The following is a 22,894-nucleotide window of genomic DNA, read 5'->3' on the forward strand; positions in this document are numbered from 1 at the left end:
TTACCACCTAAATCGGTGTATCGATACCATCAAATTGACGTAATGATTCACCACTTAAAATGAGTTTATATGATTTTGAACACGCACGATCTAAAATAGCGTCCGCAATCGCACCCCCACCTAATTTCTTGTGCCATTCTGCGGCGGACATTTGTGAACACAGAATTAAAGATTTCTCACGACTGCGTAATTCAAATACTTCCATAAGATATTTTTGTTCCTGTTCTTTAGTCGATGTTAGGAGGAAATCATCAATCACAAGCACATCTACTTTCATGAGTTTCTTCAACAATTTATCTAACGTGCCATGAAATTCAGCCAAATCAATATCATTCAATAACTCAGTCATCCGATAATACTTCCCTGTAAATCCAGATTCAATCGCATGATTGACCAAAGCATTGGCCAGATAACTTTTACCGGTGCCTGTGGCCCCTTGAACAATGACATTGCGATGATGTTGAATATAATGGTTGGTTGACAGTTGTTCAATACTTTCTTTACGCAAGCCTCTTCTGGATTCATAACGAATGTCTGAGATCTTTGCTTCTTTGTGTGACAGTGTCGCTTGTTTCCGATATCGTTCAATGCGGTTATCTTGTCTGATTTGATACTCTTCATTGACGATGACTTCTAAATAATCTAGTGGCGTCATCGCATGATTCTGCTCCGACAAGTACAGACTATGAAGTTGGTCCGCCATTGTCGTCAGTCGCATCTCACGTAACTGACTGATAATCATTTGTAAGCGCTGTTGATTATTGCTCATAATAATCAGCCCCTCTCAAAAAGGATTGTTCCGGACTTTCCAGGGTGCTAGACTTTAAGTGGGACGTGCCAGTGTTCAGTAATTGCGTGATTAAGCGATAACCTGGATGAGATGTACGTTCTAATGCATGATGGCAGGCAGCATTCAGGGCGGAATCTGAATGGATGTCTGCCAATTTCAATAGTGCGTGGACCCGTTTGTAGTGTTTTTGTTCCGAGCCATCCGAAAACATATTTTCAACGACTAAATGGACATTGGGACCAATATGTCGTGCCCATTTTAAATAACGCTGACTATTCCACTCGCCGTGTGTCGCACTATTTTTAGGTAAGTGTTCAATGACTGTCGTGTAGCCGCCCGGTATTTTATTCAATGTCTCGTGCTCACACAACATACGGTCTTGATGCCACGCTTGAATCTTTTCCCCATAAATTTTAAGTCTGAGACTCTGGCCAATATATTGATACGGCACAGAATACTGGTGTTTCTGATAACTAATATGGGAATTATTATAAACCTTCACTGTTTTATATTCACAGTATCCAAACGGGACAGTTGGCAAACATTGAAGGGTCGTACGCTCCATATCGTTAAACATAGAGAATCGAGATCCTGGTTTCTTTTGAAACGGTTTTTGATTAAAACGATTCAGTTCTTTTCTTAAGTAATCATTGTAATCATCCAAGCCAAAACATTGATAATTCCGCATGCGAGCAATAATGTGAGTCGTTAATGACTTGACCGTATTTTCAACGGAAGCCTTATCTTTTGGCTTGCGGACACGGGTCGGCAGAATGATCGTATGATAATGATTCGCCATCGATTCGTATGTTTCATTTATTTTAAGTGTCGTCCGGGTATGCTTCGTTACGCCTGTTTTCAAATTATCGGGAACCAGGACAGTCGGCACGCCCTGAAAATATTCAAACATCTGAAGATGTGCATTAATCCAGCTGGGTTGCTTCATATCATGACAGCCCATCGCAAATCCATATCCACTAAAGGGCAACACAGCGACAAACAAGTACCCATTTATCACTTCACCGGTATCTGAATCAATCCAGCGTATTTTTGTGCCGGCCCAATCTACTTCCACACGTTCACCTGCTTTATGTTTCATGACATGCGTAAATGACTTCTGACTCAGATAATCATTAAAATACTTTTTAAATTGCGTTAAACGATAGTACGGTTGACCATTATGCCGGCACATATCGACATACTCTTCCCATAATAACTGCATCGTCACACCCGGCTGAGCGAGCGACTTGGATAACGATGCGTAATCCGGCAGGGTGTAATGCATGTCCCGTTGCGTCGGTTTAGACTGCTTGGGGCCAAACAATGTATCCATCCGGTCGGCATCCCAGCCACTTAATTCTTTGTAGGTCAGTTTGTGCTGACTCGCGGTATCGATGGTACGTTTAATGACGCGCCGACCGGATCCGACCATGTCACTAATTTTTCTTTGACTGAATGATAATTCATTCAATCGGACAATTTCTAAATAATTGGGCATTAACTGCCACCTCCATAAATATTTTATGTCGCACAACAGCGGCATAAAATATTTATAGCACTAATTTAGAGTGAAAAGTTAAGCATAAAAAATAATCCTCTAATAGAGGATTAGGTGCGTCTGTATTATCCGATGTAGGTGGTAATGAAAGGTGCGATTTCAGTGGGATCAAACACTGCGACGCAGTGGTAACATTAGAGCGCCGTCAGCACTTTGAGATTTTACTATTTGAAAACCCCATATTTTTTAATCGGTGTATCTCTTGATAAATCATCCATTTTTCCACTCCATGTTCTCTCCCTCTCAATATACTCTGTCTCAGTATACCGAAAAGTGATTTCTAGTTTGTAAACTGTTGTGTCTTATTTGGAGAGAGCTGTTGAGTCTTAATTGTAGAAAACTGTTGAGTCTAGTTTAGCAATTACAATTTATTAAACAATATGCTTTTATATCATTAAAACAGTTAAACATTGAACTATTCGACTATGTAAACTGGTATAACAATATTAGACCCCATGGTGCATTGAATTATCTCACGCCAAAGGAGTATAAAGAAAACTTCTATAAAAACTGTCTAATATTCTGTTGACATACCAACTCGGTCTGAGGCGACGATGAGCATTCTTGAGTACATCGTGAGTTTTTATAATTATGAAAGAATTCATGGCTACTTGAATTACTTATCCCCGATGGCATTCGAAAAAATGTACGCGTAACAGGGAGTTCCTGGCATATTTAAAAGCAAATAATAAATATACCAGGATCAAAATTGTACAAATTTATAGATACTTAATTTACCGTGTCCGAAATCTTGACATAGGTCCATATATTATTGATGACACGACTGTACCAACCAAAAGCAAAAGCGCCTAACTTGCTTATCGCAAGTTAGGCGCTCAGATCTAATTGTTCATCAACCCTATTTGACGTAGAGCCACTTTAAACTTAGTAATTATTAAATTGACCTCAACCCTTTTATAACTTGTAAGAAGGTCATCCAGAGTATTTTTATACCCAGTATAAAACTGCTATTATCCACATAATAAATATCATACTCTATCTTCTTACCGTGATTCATATCACTTCGGCCGTTCACCTGAGCTTATCCAGTCATTCCCGGTTTAACTTTAAGTCTGCGTAACTGGTGTGAATCATAATACTTGGATATATCAATAATTTCAGGCCTGGGTCCTACAACACTCATTTTGTCCTTTAAGACATTTATTAATTAAGGTAATTCCTCAATAGAGTATTTTCTTATAAAAGCACCCATGCTAGTTACTTTAGGATTGTGACTAGATGCAGTTTTGAATACAAAATCATCTGGTACTTTATTTTCCAGGTCTTTTTAGGAATGATTGCAATAAGTGCTACCAAACTTACACCAATATCAAAAACCTCTTACTATTCTGTTCAATAAATGACTGAACTTCCTTGATTTTAATATGTTCTTCGGCGCTCAGATTAGACTCATTCCTTACTCCTCCAATTCCATGAACAATACCAATAACTCGGATAGGTTTAACTATCCTGTCAATTAACATAGGGATAGATTTTTTTAAAAGATATACTTGTCAGTTAATCAGAGTATATCTTTTTTATGCTTGGAAGTGATACTTATTATATCTAGTTTCGTGAATAATTCTTCTTTCTCTAATATTAGAATAATAAAGGTTATTAATACTTATTTATTATCCAACGCAACATTTCATAAGATTCTTTCCAACTATATATTTTAGGCATATTACTTTGATTAGGAGTTTTTTTAATAAATTCTATATACTCCTTAATCACTTTAATACCGGATTTAGCATCTAGTGGATCAAAATACCATCCGGCTTCTTTACAGATTTCTCTCGCAAAAGGTCTATCAGAAGTAAGTATGTTTTTTTTCGTTGAAATGCCTTCCACATAAGGTAAACAAAAGCTCTCAAGAAAGGTAGGGAGAAATACTCCATCGGATGATTTATAATAGTTATGTATCTTAAAGTAGTCTATTTGATTATAAAAAATAATGTAATCTGTTAGTTTCTCCTGTTTAACAGTGGCACCAAATTCGCTATCTTCTGATAAGGTTACATGAAATTCTATTTTCATATTTTCTTTTTTCGCTTTTTTCGTAACTTCTATAATATATTCTATATTCTTATGTTTCGCATCACTAGTCGGTACAAAAAATTTAAAATTACTACTTAAATTATAAGGATTTTCAAAAATAATTTTGTTTGTATCTATTGAGTCATAACCTGAAGGTATAATACTTATGTCACCTTTGAAATCATAACTCTTTAACAATTCGTTTTTCATAAAGTTTGTCTGCACTATAATATGTTTTACGATTTTAGTATTTAAACATAAACTTAAAAAGAATTTATCTAAGCTCATTTTAAGTTTCTCAAAAAAATTATACTGAATATAATCATTTTTAATTGGTAATAACAATTGCGCCTTATGAATCATTAAAATTTGATACACTCTTGGTATAATTAAAGGCATATTTGTAAAGTTGACAATCTTTTTTATTTTGTTTTGTTTAATAAATTTACTAATCTCTAATATTTTAAAAATATTTACTCTATATTTTCTAGGATTGTCTATAATTATAAATTTTTTAGCTGATGAATGAGATTTTGCAATTTCAAGATAATCTTCATCATTTGGTAACATAAAGAAGGCTGAAGTATCTTCTACTATAATTTTTTTAAGATAATTTAAGCCAACTGATTTACCTCCACCACTTCTTAAATTATCAAAGACATATAAGTTGACCATGTTAACACCTTCTATTTAAATTTGCTCAAGAAAATATTGAATAAAGAATTTAGTTCTCTTACTTTTAACAGAACTAAGCATCCAATATATGTAATTATTCCAATTATTAAAATTAAGATAAATGAAAACCAAGAAGTAAATAAGTCAATAAATATAACATGAGAATAATAAACTATTATACCCATTAATATAGATGCTACTAAGGTTTTAAGGATTATAATTATATTGTTTTTAAAACTGAAGTTTTTATTCTTCTTTTTATAACTTATTATAAATAAAATAGTAGTAATAACTGCGGATATACTAGTAGCTAACGCCAAACCATTAATTCCCATTATACTAGAGAGTATAAAGTTTAATGGGATATTTATACTCACTCCTAATAATGAGTTATACATTGGAGTTCTTGTATTATTATACGCATAAAAAGCCTGGTTTAACACCTCTTTATAGGCAAGGGCAAGCATGCCAAGAGAATAGTAAAATAGTGGACCTGCAGTAAGGTAAATTGAACGATCATCGAAATCACCCCGACCAAAAAGCAAAGTGATTATTTCTTCTGAGAATATCATAGTAAAAACTGAAACAGGTATAATCATAATGGCAATTGCACTTAAAGCATATTCCAATGTATGATTAAATTGCTTTCTGTTGTTTTCAACAGCAGCTTGAGACAGTAATGGATACATGACTGTTGATATAGATAGAACAAAAATTGATTGTACGAAACTATTTAACCTATTAGCATAGCTTAGTGCAGATATACCACCTTCTATGATTTGAGACGCTAAAGTACGATCAACAATCAAGTTAATTTGATGAGAAGAAGTTCCTATAAACACAGATAGGGCATTTCTAAATAACTTTCTGATAGATTTATTTTTGAAATTAATATACGGTTTATAATGAAAGCTATATTTTTTAGAATAAAAAAATAATATAAGGAATTGTACAGTACCGCCTAAAAGTAATCCCACTGGCAAGAAAATTAAACTATATTTACTACTTAGAACAATCATTATAACTATCAGAATATTTAGAGGTAATGATATCAGAGCTGGTAAAGTATGATTGCCTTTAATTTGGAAAAAACCACTTAAGATATTCATGAGTACAGTTAAGGACATCCCAATAATAGCGATTCTAGTAAATAGGATTGTCATGTCAAGAACTTCACCTTTGAACCCAGAGGCAAAAATAAATACAACTTCTTCCATAAAAATAATACAAACTACAGACAATAAGAGTACAAATACAAGCATTATATTTAGAACACTATTTAAAAATATATTTTCATTTTTTAAATTGCTTTTTATTTCTATTTCTTTATAAAGAGGAATAAAACTAGATTTCACTGATTTCCCGATAATTCCAAAAATCGACACGCAAATTGTTAATGATATTATATACGCATCACTTATATAGGATGTACCATAAAAATAAGAAAGTGTAAGATCTCGAGCGAATCCAAAAAACTTGGCTATTAATGTTAAAAATATTACTAAGATAGCTATTTTCTTCATATTCATTACCTTCTATTTCTAATTTTAAATATAAAATTGAAACTAAATGATTGAGTACTAGTTCTAGAAAATAGTATCTAGTTTATATAGTGGAATATTGTTATCATCTAAAACATTATAACTTACTACTCTTAATCCCCGTCCAAAATTCCCTTCACTATCGAGCGTTAAACATATTGGTAAAATTGCCTTAGGTATATTTATATTTTCTATACTAGATATTTTTCCAATAACAACGTATAAATTGTATGTGTGTTTTTTTAAAAGATAAAACTCATTTTTCTTTTTAGTATAATAGAGTTTTTTATTTTTTTTAGAATTTACTAACTTAGATATCCACTCAAAGTAGATATCTTCTATTAGATTAATCTGTTTAGAATGATTTTTTTGATTAAATAATAAGTATCTTTTACTAGCAATGAGTCTCCAGTTCATTTTGTTATATGCTCTCAGAGAATAATCATTAGGAAAACTATAAATTTTAGCTTTAGCATCTAGTTTTTTCATTACTATCTTCGTCATCTTTGAGAATAAACTTTTCCCTCTGTAACTCTCCATGACGGCAGTATCACATGGCTGATATGATTCCACGTACTCATTATCTATATACAAATCATTTCTCCAAAAAGCTCTACTAGCAATACACTCATTTTTGTAATAACATAGCACAATAAATGAACTGCCGAATGGATTCTCTAAATACTTTAATGAGAATTTTTCTAAAGTGAAATTTTCATTAAAAACATTATTCTGTATTTTTAAAAAGTCTGTAATAGATTCTGAGTCCATACACTTAGTTTTAATGACCTTATAATCAATTTTATCAGCTATATTTTCTATATTCATTTTTTTCACTTCTTTTTAATATTCTTTTAAACAGATAATTTAAATATAAATAATTGTCGTAACCTCCATTCAATTTTCTTCGGAAAACACTTAAACTATCCTCATTTTCGATTCCTACCCTTCCCATTACCAACTTCTTATTCTTCATTTTTTTCAAATTACCATCTGATCTAAATAACCTTATATATGGTGTGTAATTTAAAAAGTAATTAATTGCTTTTTTATTATATGCCCCGAAAGGAAAACAAAAATCAACAGGTTTTTTGTCCAGATATTTTTCATATAAGCTATTGGGATACAGTATTTCCTCTTGATAATTAGATTCATTTATGAATCTAGCGTCAATATGCGTGTGAGTATGCATACCAAAATCAACTAAATTACTTTTATACATTTCATCTACATTTGTCCAAGAGATGTATGCATCGTCATTCGTAACAGCATTAGTTTCTAAAAAAATATTAAATTTCATATTCATTTCTTTCATAAAAGGATAGACTATTTCATAATTATCCTTATAGCCATCATCAAACATAATACATACTTCTTTGTCGTTATAATTTTCTTTTTCTAATTCATTAAGTAATACTGTCTTGTATCCCATATCTTTCAAATACTTCATTTGATCTTTAAATATTTCGAAATTAATTTTCTGAAAGCTATAACCAGGACCATTTGTAACTTCATGATAGTAAATCATACTATTATTTTTTTTAATTGCAGTGATACTTGAAATAAATATTAAGATTTTTTTTATGTGTTTTTTCATAGAATTTCCTTTCAATATAAATGTTACTACTAGAATTATAAACTATAAATTATTTCATACATACTTTATTATTAATGTAGTCAGTATAGGATATAATAATTTTCAACACTTTATTTGGAACATTATCTACGTCATAAGCTGTAACTATGTAATTTTCTATAAGTTCTTGGTCAAGTATATTCAATCCTTGTAAAATCCCTTCTTTTTCTTTCTTCTATTCCTATCTCGTCTAGACGAATTATTGTATAGTCGTTCTTATTTAAATATTTCATTTGTTCAATGAATGAATCCTTATTAATTTTTTGATAGCCATCTCCCTCACTTTCAATTATCTCATGATATTAAATAAAGATATGTTCTTTTTTTATTTTAGTAATATTTGATACATAAATTAAGTATTTTTTGATTTTATTCTTCATAATTTTCCCTTTCAAAGTTAGTAAATATCAATAGTAGGAATAGAGGGAAAAACCTGATATTAAAAAATGTTCCACCTGTAAAGCTAAAAAGTATCAATACAGTAAAAATCAATATAATAAATATTTTATTAGTTCTATAAAAATAATTACTTTTGAATATCAAGAATAAAAATAGCAAGTAAATTAAAATACCAATAACACCATAGAATATGATCAAGTAACCTATGTCCCAATCAATTAAGGTTAGGTATCGAATATCACTTTCAAAAGGTCCTACTCCTATTAGTACATTAAACCAATCAAATTGATTCAACATAACCATAAATGATTCAAACTTATAATCTAATGAGCCTTCATAGTTTTCACTAAAACTTAAGAATCTTATTGTATTTAAATCAATACGATTTATCATGAATATAGATATAAAGGTTAGAACAATAATTATAACATTAGTAAGCAATATTCTTTTTTTTGAAAATTCAACCCTTTTTTTCCCAAAACTATACAATGCATAGATTGTTAGAATCCCTATCAAGATTATTAAGCCAGTTCTGGAACCTGTCAAGATTAAGGATGAAATAATTAAAGCAAATGATAGTAATTTCAATAATTTACTTATTACACTACTTTTAAATATAAAACAAATATAGATTGATATAAATAATAGTATGAATTTTGCAAAAGAATTAGGATTCAAGAATACTGAGCCGGCTCTGAATAAATTTAGACTTTCATACTTTTCTGATACAACAAGTTGGATTGAAGATCCGTAAACTAATGCAAGGACTTCATTAATGTTTATGAATTTAAAATATTGAAAAATAGCAATTATAGAAATAAAACTAAAAACTATTATCCAAGATTTTAAAAAGATCTTTTCATCAACTCTTAAGTTAAATACAGTAATAATTATGAAAATATATAAAATAATCCTGCTAATTTCTTCTATCGCATTGGTAGTAGAAAAATAATCAGAAGGTGAAATTAATATTTGAATGAGTAAAAGGAATATAAATATTACCAGCGGAATAATTGAACTGGATATTTTTAATCCCTCTTGTGCCTTAAATAATAAATATCCCGATATTACAATAAAAGTTATTATATTTAATGTTAGATGTGTATTAAACGGTACAAATATAATCATCAAAAGGAGTATTACATATATATAATTTTCTATTTTCCTATTATTATTCAATATAGATTACCTCATATTTTTAAATACACCCACAAGACAAAATAATCTCATATTTGTGTCCTAAGGGAATATTACAGTTGTTAATCTTTTTATTAAAAATTATCAATATAATATTAATATATCGTTTGGTAGAACACGATGGTAAGTCACCTAAAATTTTTCTTATTATAAATTTAGAGTTATTATAGTTGTGAATTTCTTTTTTTCCAAATCGTTTTATTAACGTTATAGCTGTAGTTCTTCATTAACTGAAAAAAAGTGCTTATATTATTCTCCATGTAAACAGATACTTGACCACGATATTGATTTTTTGACAGGTATATTGATAATTTGTGGTTTGGAGTACTTGTTCAGTTTTAATACTTCCTAGAACGATATTATCTTTGTCAAATACTTCCGTTTTTTCTGTACAATTCTTATTGAAACATAGATAAATAAAAACCTTAAAAGATAAAATGTATTTTTAAATATATTATATTCAGAAAAATTTAAAAGTAGTGGCTTCACTATTTTTATAAAATAAAAATACTCATTTTACTCATCACATGTATGCAATAAATCACATGAACATTATAATGACTACTTTTTTCTGTTTATAGAACTCATTAAAGTATTGAAACTGTTCACTTCATCCATATTTTCTTCTATATTTACAAATAACAAGATAAATCACTTAGTATTCAAGTCTAAAAAATTCAATACTTCACTTCATCGATTTTAACTCTGAAAATACTAATTGCTTCAGACATAAGTGATTACAAAGAAACTTTTCTTCTAATTTTCTTCATCATTGAAATATCTTCAAGTATAATTTGTATAGAAAAAGGTGATATCTCTCGTGCGATCTAAAGTATTTCTATTAATATTATATAAATTCTAATATTCCTTTCTCCAAATATTTTTATTTATATAATCCGTATAAGAAAGGATTATTTTTAAAACCTTATCAGAGACATTATCAGTATCATAGTCTTTTACTGACTGATTAACAGTGATATCTTGTTCCAGTATATTTAAGCCTTGTAGTACCCTTTCCTTCTCTAGACCCACCATCATAACTGTAGCTTCCTCCATTGCTTCTGGTCTCTCATGCGCTTCTCTGATATTTAACGATTTCAAACCTAATAAAGCTGTTTCTTCACTAATTGTTCCACTGTCGCTTAATATAGCTTTAGCACTCTTCTGTAATTTAATATAGTCATTAAAGCCTAAAGGTTTAAGTGTTTTAATATGACTATTGAATCTAATTTTTAATTCATCAATTCTCTTTTGAGTTCTGGGATGCGTACTTACGATAATTGGCATGTCGTATTCATCAGCTACAGCATTTAAGCTTTCAACTAAATTGCTAAAGTTCTTATCTGAACTGATATTTTCTTCTCTATGAGCCGATACTACGAAGTAGTTATCCTTCTCTAAACCAAGGTCTTTAACGACACTAGATTTCTCAATACTTTCTAATCTTGAAGTTATTACTTCTTTCATCGGACTTCCTGTTTTTATTACACGATCGGCTGGTAATCCTTCACGCAATAAATACTCTCGTGCAATAGCACTATATGTCAAGTTCATATCTGAGATATGATCAACAATTTTTCTATTTGTTTCTTCTGGTACCCTTTGATCGAAACATCTGTTTCCTGCTTCCATATGGAAGATCGGCACTTTTTTCCTCTTAGCAGCAATAGCACATAAGCAGCTGTTAGTATCTCCTAATACTAAGAATGCATCTGGCTTTACCTCATCAAGTACAGGATCAATTGCAATTAATATATTGCCAATAGTCTCTACAGCAGTTCCTGTTGCTGAGTTTAGGAAATAGTCTGGCTTTCTTAAATTAAAGTCATTAAAGAATACTTCATTTAATTCATAGTCATAGTTCTGCCCTGTATGCACAAGAATATGCTCTATTGCATCAGACTCTTCCAATTTATTAATTACTGCAGATAGTCTAATAATTTCAGGTCTTGTACCTACTACTGTCATAACTTTTAATTTTTTCATTATTATACCTCCTCAAAGTAAGTGTCTGGATTGTTTGGGTCAAATAATTCGTTAGCCCACATTACTGTCACCATATCTGAATTACCGAGATTCTCTATATTGTGTGTATATCCGGTGGGGATATCAACAACTTCAAGCTTCTCTCCAGTAACATGATATTCAATAACCTTTTTTGTACCATACTTCCTAAATCTGATAATGCCTTCTCCAGAAACCACTAAAAACTTCTCATTCTTCGTATGATGCCAGTGATTCCCTTTAACTATTCCAGGCTTTGAAATATTGATAGAAACCTGTCCGCTATCCTTTGTTTTCAAGAACTCTGTGAATGATCCACGGTTATCGACATTCATTTTTAAATCATATGAGAAGTTATCTATAGGTAAGTAACTTAAATATGTGCTGTATAGTTTTTTAGATAACTCTGTACTTAAATTAGGTACCATCTTGTTTTCTCTGCTTAACTTAAAAGATTCTAACTTATCAACCAGGTCTCCTAAAGATATTTCATAAACAGGGTTGATTTCTTTATAGCCTGTCTTTATCTCTCTACAGTCTGTAACTAGAGATTTAAATTCACTAATGATGTCATCAATATAAACTAAGTTAAGATTATGATTTTCATCATTAACTTTTATTTCTAAATTATGAGAGATATTATGACAGAAAGTAGCTACCACACTGTTATAATTTGGTTTACACCATTTACCAAAGACATTTGGCAATCTGTAAATAAATACTGGTGAATCACTCTCTTCAGAGAATTTTTGGATCAATTGTTCTCCTGCTTTTTTACTGCGGCCATAGGCATTCTCACTAGTTGCCTGTATAGACGAAGACAAGACAATAGCAGGTTTTGAACTCTGTGCTTTAATGATTTCTATAATTTCATTAGTAAAATCTCTGTTACCTTCCATAAACTCACTTTCATCTTGTGGTCTGTTTACACCAGCTAGATGAAATACAATATCTGCTTTATTTAGAAATTTCTCCAGAGATCCTCTTGAAGTACTTCTTACTACTTTTTCAAGATTAATATTTTCCAGTTGTTCAAATTCTGCAGCCAAGTTTTTTCCAATGAACCCATTAGTTCCGGTTATAACAACATTTATTTGTTTTTCCATTGCTTCAACTCCTCACGAACATATTCTAATTCCATGAGTTTCTCTTTAATCTCATCAACACTTAATCGCTTAGTATTATGCGAGTTGTACTCGTCCTGGGTGGATAATTCTTTGTCACCTTCGTCAAAGAATTTCTCATAATTTAAATCCCTTGTATCAGCAGGTACTCTATAGAAGTCACCTTTATCTTCAGCAACTAAATGTTCTTCTCTGGTTAAGAGGGTTTCATATAGTTTCTCACCGTGACGTGTTCCAATAATTTTAATTTCATTTTCAGCATTAAATAACTCTTTTACAGCTATCGCTAAATCTCTAATAGTAGATGCAGGTGATTTTTGAACCATAATATCTCCTGCGTTAGCATTATTAAAGGCAAAAACGACTAGTTCTACTGCATCTTCCAGACTCATAAGGAATCGAGTCATATCAGGATCTGTAACAGTTAATGGCTCACCATTTTTAATTTGTTCAATAAATAAAGGAATGACTGATCCTCGAGAAGCCATCACGTTACCGTAACGAGTACCACAAATTAATGTGTTTTCTACGGGCACTGTTCTTGATTTTGCAACAAACACTTTTTCCATCATAGCTTTAGAAATACCCATAGCATTTATTGGATATGCTGCTTTATCTGTAGATAAGCAAATCACCTTTTTAACTCTACTCTCAGTAGAGGCAGCTAATACATTCTCAGTCCCTATCACATTTGTTTTTACTGCTTCCATAGGGAAAAATTCACAACTAGGTACTTGTTTATAGGCTGCAGCATGGAAAACATAGTCCACATTGAAGAGTGCATTCTTGATACTCTCTTTCTCTCTTACATCACCTAAATAAAAGGATATTTTTTTATTTTTATACTTTTTTCTCATATCATCCTGCTTTTTTTCATCCCTTGAGAATATCCTGATTTCTTTTATATCAGTTTCCAAAAATCTATCTAGAACTGCATTACCAAACGAACCTGTTCCACCTGTAATTAATAAAACTTTATTATTAAACATATAATCACTACCCATTTCTAATCATATTTCGTTGTAAAATCTTAATTATATTTGATGTAGCAGGTTCTCTAGAGAAATTATTAGTTACAAATTCTCTACTGTTCAACTGGTATTGAGAAGTCAAATCCCGATTATGATACAGTTTCTCTATCGCTTCTGCCAGTAACTGAGGATTATCTGGGGGTAAAGCAATTCCACAATTTCCAGAGTTAACAAATTCACTAAGCTCACTATCCATATCGAAACATGAGACTATTGCCTGTCCTGCTGCCATAATACTCCAAGTTTTGCTTGGAAAACCATTATTCGATGTTCCTTTTCGACCTAACACAATCCCTACATCTCCTATGCTGTATGCATATGCTGCTTCTTCTAGTGGAACTAGGGGGTAAAGTTCGACATTACTCACTTTACTATTCAATATATATTCTTTAATCTTTTGTTTTCGTACTCCATTACCTAAAATTAAAAATTTAATATCCTTATATTTCTCTAGTTTTTTAGCAGCGTCAATTAATATTTCTACATTTTGAGGCAAACCTAAGTTACCACAGTAAGTAATATAAAAATTTTTAGGATTTAATTTAAATTCATTAAAAAGATGATTTTCCTTCCTTGATACTGGTTTGAAATTATTAACATCTATCCAGTTGTATACTACATCACATTCTGATTCTTTTTTTCCTATCTTAAGTTGTCTTTTCTTAAATTTTTCAGAAATTGTAATAATATGATTACTTCCATTTGAAGATATTCTTTCGATTAATCGTGCTAAAGAAAAGAGCGCAGATTTTTTTATTCCTTTTGTTGCTACACCTGTACTGATTAATGATTCTGATAAAATATCTTGCTCCCAGTATACTAATGGAATTTTTTTGAATTTAGAGGTAAGAACACTTAATGGTCCTATAAAGGGAGGCATAGAATGACTCATGATAATACTTACATTCTTTATAGTCAGGGTTTTCCAAAACATTTTTAACGAGATCAACAACATTCTTATCGCACGAAGAAAAATATTATTCTCTCCAACACTAACACTTATACGATGAATTTTTAATTTCCCTCTGTATTTCTCTTCATATTTTAGTGATTTATATTTATTTAATATATCTTTATTTACTCGTGTAGGGCTGGGCACTACTAACTCTACTTCGTGATTCTCTTTAATTAAATCTTCAATCAAATCAATTGCTAAATGATTTCCTCCTGAAATTTCAGGTTCGTAGCTGGGTCTTAACATTAATACTTTCACGAACTATCAGTCCTCTTTTATAATTTCGTTCCTAAAATTTAATAAGTTAGAATTTATCAATTTTAATAGCTCTTGATTATTTAATTCTGAGACAAAGGAATTGTGTGGAGTAATATATAACCTTTTCATATCCCACAATTCACTTTCTTTGGGCAAAGGTTCAGTTTTAAAAACATCAAGTGCTACCCCTAGAAATTTCCCCTGATGAAGTACGTCAATAAGATCTTCTTGATTAACTACTTCACCCCTAGAAACATTTATTAGTATCGAATTTTTCTTCATTACTTTAAGTAAATTTTTATCAATTAAATTACTTGTTTGTGAATTCTTGGGTAATAGTATAATTACAATATCACTGACTTTTAGTACACTTTCAAGTTGATTCACTCCAAAAGCTTCTATATTATTATCAAGTTGCTTTTTTATGGTATTTACTGCTAAAATATTCACCCCAAATGGCTTCAATCTTTTGGCGATTTCCTTTCCAATAGCGCCATATCCCACCAAAGCTACATTTTTGTTTTGAAGGGTCAAGAGATTTCTATTTTTTACCCATTGGTGATTCCTTTGTTTTTCAAAAAAACTGTATGTATCTTTATATATTTCTAAAATTTTTAATATAACCCATTCAGCTATAGGTATAGAATATACATTCTTAGCATTGTAAATCTTTATATTTCGGTTTTTAATTTCTTTTAATGGAACACGATCATATCCAGCGCTAGTTAATTGAATCATTTTAAGATTTTTAAACTTATTTAAATTATGATATTGAAATAAATTATTACATATAATGATATCGATACTAGAAGGATCAAAATGTAATTCTTGATTCTCAAATTGCAAAAATATTATTTCAAATCCTTCTTTTTCAATTTTAATATAATCATCATTTTCAAGGGAAAGCGCACCTGTTATTAATACTTTCAAATGAACTACCTACTTTCACCAATTTAAATCACAATTAAACAATAGTTAGCATCATTTAGTTGTAATTATTTCATTAACAATATTCTTTACTTTTTGTTTATTTTTTTCAAAATATTTATTATCTTTTGTAGTTAAAACATTTTCATAATTCCTTAAATTCTGGATTCCTTGTATAAAATCTTCTTCATATCTCGAATTAGAATCCTCTTTGCTTGTAAAGCTTCGTGATATTATCACCATCTGTGAACCTAACCTATAATGTTCAGCTAAAATTCTTTCTGCTGGTAAAGTTCCTTCTCCAATTTTCGCTATTCCACCAAATCCATACTTGATATTCTTTTGTTTAATTTTCTCTATTATACGCTCGACAGTGCCATTGGAAACTGGCTCAAACATAAAATTTAATTTATAACTTAAGTGTAAGTCGTTAAGCCCTATATGAATATAGTCAATATTCTTCAATTCTAATATAGAGTCTAAATTTTCTACCGCTTCACTAGTTTCTAAAAGTAAACATGTTTTTACCCTACCATTCACCTTAGAGATAAAATAATCTACTTCTTCTTTAGTCTTAAAATATGGCAACATAATAATTTCTGCTCCAGCAGAAATCACTTCATTTATTTCATTCTCTGTATTATTGTGTATTGGATTAATTCTCACAAGTAACTCAGAACTTATAATATTTTTTTTAATCTTTGATATATCTTCAATTGAGTGTTTAGATTTCACAGTGTCTAAATTTTTTTGTCGTTCATCTTTGCCAATTTTTTCTAAATCAATAAATATCCAATCAATACCAGCTTTCTCTGCTACTTTAGCCTTATATGGATTATTAGTGATATACATAAGCTTCATACTCATTTAATCATTCCTGTTCACATCTTTGTTATTAGTTGTTTCATTAATATTTAAATTGCTTTCCATTCTTAATACTTTAATTAGTGTAAGAACTATTATCTTCAAATCAAAAAGAAATGAATAATTTTCAACATAATATACATCGAATTTTATTCTTTCTTCCCATGAGAGCTCTTTCCTTCCGTTAACTTGAGCCCAACCACTTACTCCAGGTTTAACTAAAAACCTCTGTAATTGAAAATCATCATATTTTTCATAAGTCCAAGGATGATAAGTTAAAGTCGGACGGGGACCGATTATAGACATGTCACCTTTTAAAATATTTAAAAATTGTGGAAGTTCATCGATACTAGTTTTCCTAATAAATTTACCTACCTTTGTTACTCTAGAATCTCCCTCTAATTCATAAACACCAGATTTCTCAGCTCCAACTACCATAGATCTAAACTTATATATATTGAAGATTCTTCCATTTTCACCTAGTCGTTTTTGTTTAAATATAATTGGTCCTTTAGATTCTACTTTAATAGCTATACTTACAATTATAAATAAAGGCATTAAAAATATTAAACCAATTAAAGAAATGAGTATATCTAACTTTCTTTTGTAATTTTTATATTTCATTTTTTTCTCCATTATCTAATTTAATTAATTCTAGTAACTCATTTTTTAAATTATGATGATTTTTATATGTTGATATAAATTCTTCAATTGTATTTAAATCAATATAATTGGATTTTCCAACATATATTTTTTCATATACTTGTTCTGAATTTATTTCATTTTCATTTAATAACTCTTCAAATAGTTTTTCTCCTGGACGAATACCACTAAACTCAATCAAAATTTCATCTTCATCATATCCACTTAACTTAATCATGTTCTTTGCGAGATCCACTATTTTCACTGGTTCTCCCATATCTAACACGAATATTTCGCCACCTTTTGCCAGTGCACCTGCTTGTATTACTAGTCTTGATGCTTCAGGGATAGTCATAAAATAGCGTGTCATGCGTTCATCAGTTATTGTTATCGGTCCTCCCATTTCAATTTGTTTTCTGAACTTAGGGATGACAGATCCTCGACTACCTAAAACATTCCCAAACCTGACTGCAACCAAAGTTGTATTTTCATATTTTTCGTTTAAGGCTTGTATAATCATTTCAGCAACTCTTTTACTTGCTCCCATAACGTTTGGAGGATTAACAGCTTTATCAGTGGATATCATAACAAATTTGTATACCCCATTAGTGCAAGCAGCTTCAGCTATATTTTTTGTACCAATAATATTATTCTTAACTGCCTCGCCAGGATTATATTCCATCAAAGGTACATGTTTATGCGCGGCAGCATGATATACAATATTTGGTTGGTATTCTTCAAAGATCTTAAAGATCCTATCTCTGTCTTGTATATCAGCAATTATAGGGATATAATCAATATTTTTATTTAAATTAGTGACTTCTTCTAAAATAGAATATATACTATTCTCTCCGTGTCCAAGTAATATTATTTTACGTGGTTGAAATCTTGTTATTTGCCTTACAATTTCAGATCCTATACTCCCGCCTGCACCAGTAACAAGTATTATCTTATCTCTAACTTGTTCCTCAATTTCTTCTGAGTCAAGTTCTACTGGCTCTCTCCCCAAAAGATCCTCAACTTCTACTTTTTTAAGAGCATTAACTTCTATACGACCAGACATAATATCGTCTATATTTGGCATAATCATCACTTCAACATTGTCTGCACTTGCAAGGCTATGAATCTCTTTAAGTTCTGATTTTGATAATGAAGGTATCGCTATAACCACTTTTTGAATATCATATTTTTTAATCAGCTGTTGAATATCTTCACGTTTTCCTTCTACTTTTACTCCGCCGTTCAGTTCCATTCGTTGTTTAGATGAATCATCATCTACAGCTACAACTGGATTCATTCCCATCGAAGGTGTATCAAGCATTTGTCTAACTAACATCGAACCACCTTTACCTGCACCTACGATTAAAGTACGTACAAGTTTACTTTCCTTGGAACTTTTACCAACAAAATATTTACGCCAGACTCTCCAGGAAAGTCTCGAGCCTCCAATAAGAATTAAATGCATCATCCAGGTAATAACCATTAATCTTGTAAAGCTTGTTTGGAATATCAGTATATTTAATATATATGTAGTGACTATTGAAGCAGAGACTGCCTGAGTAATAGAAATGAGTTCACGTACACTCGCATATTCCCAGGCACGATGATATAAATTAAATATGTAAGCAAATACATGATGACTAATTAGTAGTACTATTGAAGTCACTGCCAGTTCAGGCAACGTGTATGCCAAAAAAAACGGCGCCAGAATATAATATCCTGCAAACACCGAAAACGTAACTATGATTGAATCCACTAACAAGAGTAAGAAGTACCTTTCTTTTGCTCCCATTCCAACACACCTTTTCCTAAAATAGACCTAAAAATTTCTTTCTCTTTTTAACTTTCTTACTATCTGATTTATACTGAACCGGTGCCTTCACTTTAACTTCCTTATTATGAAGTATCGCTTCTGCATTATATTTCAAATATTTCACATACGATGCACCTAACTCTTCTTCAATTATTTCGTATGCTTCTTTCAGCAGAAACGGCCGATTTTCAGCATGATGCGCATCACTGCCGACAATATGGATTAAATTATTCTCAATCATTTTCAGGCTTGCTCGCTGAAGTCCTTCACCAAGTTTTCCGGCTACAGAAGTTGCAGTGACTTGTGCAATCGCACCTTTTTCAATGAAGTCATATAATTTTTCAAGATTATCTTTTAATGGTCTACACCTTTCAGGATGAGCAATCACCGGTGCATAACCTTTCATCTGCAATTCAAAGAATAGTTTTTCTGCATAAGCCGGCACTTCTGTAAACGGGAATTCAACCAATACATAAGAAGAATGATTCAATGAAAGATTCAATCCCGCTTCAAGCTCTTCAACAAGATCGCCGTTAATTCTGATTTCCTGACCCGGATAGACATTAATATTAATATCATTTTGACTAATAATACTTTTTAATTCTTCCATATCAGTTAAAATCTTACTTTTAGGATTAACGAAATCCCCACTATAATGATGTGGCGTTACGATGATGTCTGTAATTCCATTTTCTTGTGCCTGATGAAGCAAATCTAATGCATCCTGTTTTGTTGCGGGACCGTCATCTGCTCCGACCAGCAAGTGATTATGGATATCAATCATTCACTACTCACTCCCGTAGTAATAGTAATAACTGTCTTTTTTGTTATCCATTTTCTTATTGTTTAATACAACTCCAATAATATTCGCATCCGCTTTTTCCATTAGTTCTTTTGCCTGTAGGATACTGTCCCTGTTATTATCATCTACATTGGTTACAAGAATTGTCGCATCCGTCAGCTGACTCAATACTTGCGAGTCTGTTACAGCAAGTGCCGGCGGTGAGTCTATAATGACCATGTCATAGTGATCAGTGACCATCTTCATAAACAGATTCATCTTCTTTGATGACAATAATTCTGAAGGGTTCGGCGGGATTGGTCCCGATGTGATAACATCAAGATTTTCAATTCCTGACTCTCTCGTTACTTCATTTAATGGCAGTTCGTTAATGATTGCTGTCGATAGTCCGCGAACATTTTGCATTTCAAACGTGTAGTGTGTTGTCGGCCGTCTTAAATCGCCGTCAATCAGCAATGTATTCTTACCTGCCTGTGCATAAGCGACAGCCACGTTTGCTGCAACAGTTGATTTACCGGCATTTGGTGTTGCTGATGTAAAAAGCACGGATTTTACAGGATTATCAATGTTAGAATATGTAATATTTGTTCTGATGGTTCTAAAATGCTCACTGACCGGCGATTTCGGTTTTCTGTCAACGACAAGTTCCCTCGGTCCTGATTGGAATTTCCTATGATTCTTTTTACCAAACATATTAAATCCTCCCTACTTTTTAAACTTCGCTACTGTACCAAGTACAGGCAAGTCCAGATATTTTTGTACATCTTCTTCTGTTGTTACACGCTTATCCATAAACGCTCTCAGGAAGGCAATGCCTAAACCAACAAGCAGTCCTAAAATTAAACCAATTGCGATATTAATCACCGGCTGCGGTGATACCGGTGATGGGTTGTTTCCAACATCAGCAGCTGCAAGTACCGATACGTTATCCACATTCATTACTTCAGGCACAGTACTTTGGAATACTGAAGCCACTTCATTGGCAATGTTCTGAGCATTTTGTGCAGATGGATCTGTGACTGTGACTGTCAGCACTTGTGACTGATCTTGGTTAGTCACTTCAATTTTATTTGAAATCGCTGCTGATGTTTCATCTAAGTCTAAATTACTTACTACATCATCCAGCACTGTCGGACTTTTTATAATGTCCCTGTATGTATTAATTAATTGCAGACTCGCCTGAATGTCCTGGTTATTGACCATTTCAGTATCCTGCGCCTGACTGACTAAAATCTGAGTTTTAGCCTCGTACTGCGGTGTCATTAGAAAAATCGTTCCGTAAGCTGCGATACAGCCAAACAACAGTGTCATAATTGCAATCATTAAAAAATTCTTTTTAATGACGTCTAAAATATCTTCCAAATTCAATGTTTCTTCCATAACAGCCTCCAACATTTCTACTTTCTTTTCTTAAAGCACTTTTAAAACAAAAAAGACTAAAATAAGTGATTCTTTATTATATATAATTAATTAGAATATGAACTAAGTATATAGCTAAAATGAGTAAAAAGGAACAACATTTCTCATTTTCATGTAACCTTTAACGAAAATTTTACAAAACGCGCAGTATTCTCTCTTTATTCTCATATTAAAAAAGCAATCCTAATGAAAATTCATTACGATTGCCTGCTTTACTTATTCTGCTGTCGTGTCCGCTTCACTCTCATCTGTGTCTATGCCGCTGCTGTTTAAAAATTCTTTTAAAGCAGCATTATTCGCTTCGAAGTCCATATCAATCACATTCCCTGTATGACTCGTATCCATAAACTGATACGTATTCTCCAGCGGCAGTGTCATCGTTGCGATATCTTTATCTCCTCTGATCATAAAACTCATAATCATACGGTACATTTCTTTATTCGGCATTGAAGTATCCACATATCCCATACCAGTACCCAGTATCTTAGGCAGCTTCACAATACCACCGATACTGATAACTTCATCCTGTATTGCTGAAAGCACTTGCTGCTGACGGCGCACACGGCCGAAGTCACCTTCTTCATCATTACGGAAACGTGCATAAGCGAGCAGATCTTTACCGTTCAGCTGCTGTACACCTTGTTTTAAGACTGTATCAATTTTCTCTGACATATCTTTTTCTACATCTATTGTAATACCATCCGGATTGATAACATTCACTGTTTCTATAAAGGCATCGTAATCCACTGTGACATACTCTTCTATATTAATATCAAAATTATGCGCCATGACTTCACGCAGCAGTTCTACCCCGCCTAGTGAATACACCGCATTAATTTTATAACTCTGATAACCAGGTATCTCTACGTAAATATCTCGCATGACCGATACCAGTTTCATTTCTTTCTGCATATAATCATACTGGCCAATCATAATGACGTCAGTACGTTCTGCACCTTCGTCCATCCGGTCTTTACCAATAATCATCATCGTCTTCTTACCATCATGATTGTCTACAGGATTAAACTCCTCACCTGTCGGTTCCACACCATTTTCAGCTGCGATATTCAATCCTGATCTGTAACTGAAAATTATATATAGTATTAAAATGCTTATAAATGCAATGATACCTAAAACTATAAATCCTCTTTTTCTAACCCGTGTTTTCTTAACGGTATGATACTCTTCTTTATCTGTCCTTCTCATTGTCTCTCTGTCCATT

General features: G+C 31.8%; 20 protein-coding genes and 2 pseudogenes. 2 read left to right on the forward strand and 20 right to left on the reverse strand.

What is annotated here, in order from left to right; translation table 11 throughout:
* Positions 1–7: 7 nt before the first annotated feature.
* Together RZ44_RS04615 and istA are read right to left on the reverse strand one after the other, a co-directional pair.
* Positions 8–769, reverse strand: a complete 762-nt coding sequence (locus tag RZ44_RS04615) for an ATP-binding protein (protein WP_052108803.1) — start codon at positions 767–769, stop codon at positions 8–10.
* Positions 759–2,288: an IS21 family transposase gene (gene istA / locus RZ44_RS04620; RefSeq protein ID WP_035809021.1), complete on the reverse strand. Its 1,530-nt coding sequence runs from the start codon at positions 2,286–2,288 to the stop codon at positions 759–761. The genes RZ44_RS04615 and istA overlap by 11 nt, the downstream gene beginning before the upstream one ends.
* 430 nt (positions 2,289–2,718) lie before the next feature.
* Here istA and RZ44_RS11145 point away from each other — a divergent pair, with 430 nt between their 5' ends.
* Entirely contained in the window at positions 2,719–2,877 is a 159-nt protein-coding gene (locus RZ44_RS11145) for an IS3 family transposase (RefSeq protein ID WP_081962412.1), read from the forward strand.
* Between the two features lie 7 nt (positions 2,878–2,884).
* Positions 2,885–3,004, forward strand: a pseudogene (locus RZ44_RS11535) (IS3 family transposase); the annotation flags it as partial.
* A 239-nt stretch (positions 3,005–3,243) separates the two neighbouring features.
* Here RZ44_RS11535 and RZ44_RS11540 read toward each other — a convergent pair.
* From RZ44_RS11540 to RZ44_RS04705, 18 genes and pseudogenes are all read right to left on the reverse strand, one after another.
* Positions 3,244–3,513: pseudogene (locus RZ44_RS11540) on the reverse strand (sugar transferase).
* Between the two features lie 452 nt (positions 3,514–3,965).
* Complete coding sequence (locus RZ44_RS04625; protein WP_035809024.1) at positions 3,966–5,060, reverse strand: glycosyltransferase; 1,095 nt, start codon at positions 5,058–5,060, stop codon at positions 3,966–3,968.
* Between the two features lie 11 nt (positions 5,061–5,071).
* The gene (gene murJ / locus RZ44_RS04630; protein WP_035809026.1) at positions 5,072–6,583 is read right to left on the reverse strand and encodes a murein biosynthesis integral membrane protein MurJ; all 1,512 of its coding nucleotides are present in this window, start codon (positions 6,581–6,583) and stop codon (positions 5,072–5,074) included.
* Positions 6,584–6,646: 63 nt separating this feature from the next.
* Positions 6,647–7,429, reverse strand: coding sequence for a GNAT family N-acetyltransferase (locus RZ44_RS04635; RefSeq protein WP_035809028.1), 783 nt, complete (start codon positions 7,427–7,429; stop codon positions 6,647–6,649).
* Complete coding sequence (locus RZ44_RS04640; RefSeq protein ID WP_035809029.1) at positions 7,407–8,198, reverse strand: polysaccharide deacetylase family protein; 792 nt, start codon at positions 8,196–8,198, stop codon at positions 7,407–7,409. The genes RZ44_RS04635 and RZ44_RS04640 overlap by 23 nt, the downstream gene beginning before the upstream one ends.
* A 408-nt stretch (positions 8,199–8,606) precedes the next feature.
* Positions 8,607–9,815, reverse strand: a complete 1,209-nt coding sequence (locus RZ44_RS04645; protein ID WP_035809031.1) for an O-antigen ligase family protein — start codon at positions 9,813–9,815, stop codon at positions 8,607–8,609.
* Positions 9,816–10,691: 876 nt separating this feature from the next.
* A complete protein-coding gene (gene wecB / locus RZ44_RS04650) occupies positions 10,692–11,819 on the reverse strand; it encodes a non-hydrolyzing UDP-N-acetylglucosamine 2-epimerase (RefSeq protein ID WP_035809032.1) in 1,128 nt (375 codons plus the stop codon).
* Positions 11,820–11,821: 2 nt separating this feature from the next.
* Complete coding sequence (locus tag RZ44_RS04655) at positions 11,822–12,931, reverse strand: polysaccharide biosynthesis C-terminal domain-containing protein (RefSeq protein WP_035811557.1); 1,110 nt, start codon at positions 12,929–12,931, stop codon at positions 11,822–11,824.
* Positions 12,928–13,950, reverse strand: coding sequence for a polysaccharide biosynthesis protein (locus RZ44_RS04660; protein ID WP_035809034.1), 1,023 nt, complete (start codon positions 13,948–13,950; stop codon positions 12,928–12,930). Before RZ44_RS04660 ends, RZ44_RS04655 begins: the two co-directional genes overlap by 4 nt.
* 7 nt (positions 13,951–13,957) lie before the next feature.
* Positions 13,958–15,205, reverse strand: coding sequence for a glycosyltransferase family 4 protein (locus RZ44_RS04665; RefSeq protein WP_035809037.1), 1,248 nt, complete (start codon positions 15,203–15,205; stop codon positions 13,958–13,960).
* Between the two features lie 6 nt (positions 15,206–15,211).
* Positions 15,212–16,135: an NAD(P)-dependent oxidoreductase gene (locus tag RZ44_RS04670; protein WP_052108805.1), complete on the reverse strand. Its 924-nt coding sequence runs from the start codon at positions 16,133–16,135 to the stop codon at positions 15,212–15,214.
* Between the two features lie 51 nt (positions 16,136–16,186).
* Positions 16,187–16,999 (reverse strand): aldolase/citrate lyase family protein, encoded by an 813-nt coding sequence (locus RZ44_RS04675; protein WP_035809040.1) that lies wholly within the window; start codon positions 16,997–16,999, stop codon positions 16,187–16,189.
* On the reverse strand, positions 17,000–17,620 hold the full coding sequence (locus RZ44_RS04680) for a sugar transferase (protein WP_197693000.1): 621 nt from the start codon (positions 17,618–17,620) through the stop codon (positions 17,000–17,002).
* Positions 17,610–19,430: a polysaccharide biosynthesis protein gene (locus tag RZ44_RS04685; RefSeq protein ID WP_035809044.1), complete on the reverse strand. Its 1,821-nt coding sequence runs from the start codon at positions 19,428–19,430 to the stop codon at positions 17,610–17,612. Before RZ44_RS04685 ends, RZ44_RS04680 begins: the two co-directional genes overlap by 11 nt.
* Positions 19,431–19,446: 16 nt before the next feature.
* Positions 19,447–20,235 carry a tyrosine-protein phosphatase gene (locus RZ44_RS04690; protein ID WP_035809047.1) on the reverse strand — a complete coding sequence of 263 codons (789 nt, stop codon included), beginning with the start codon at positions 20,233–20,235 and terminating at the stop codon, positions 19,447–19,449.
* A 3-nt stretch (positions 20,236–20,238) separates the two neighbouring features.
* Complete coding sequence (locus tag RZ44_RS04695; protein WP_035809050.1) at positions 20,239–20,946, reverse strand: CpsD/CapB family tyrosine-protein kinase; 708 nt, start codon at positions 20,944–20,946, stop codon at positions 20,239–20,241.
* A 12-nt stretch (positions 20,947–20,958) separates the two neighbouring features.
* On the reverse strand, positions 20,959–21,633 hold the full coding sequence (locus RZ44_RS04700; RefSeq protein WP_035809052.1) for a YveK family protein: 675 nt from the start codon (positions 21,631–21,633) through the stop codon (positions 20,959–20,961).
* A gap of 255 nt (positions 21,634–21,888) precedes the next feature.
* Positions 21,889–22,893, reverse strand: a complete 1,005-nt coding sequence (locus tag RZ44_RS04705; RefSeq protein WP_052108807.1) for an LCP family protein — start codon at positions 22,891–22,893, stop codon at positions 21,889–21,891.
* Position 22,894 lies beyond the last annotated feature (1 nt).

It is taken from the genome of Jeotgalicoccus saudimassiliensis, assembly GCF_000756715.1.
Taxonomy (GTDB): Bacteria; Bacillota; Bacilli; order Staphylococcales; family Salinicoccaceae; genus Jeotgalicoccus; species Jeotgalicoccus saudimassiliensis.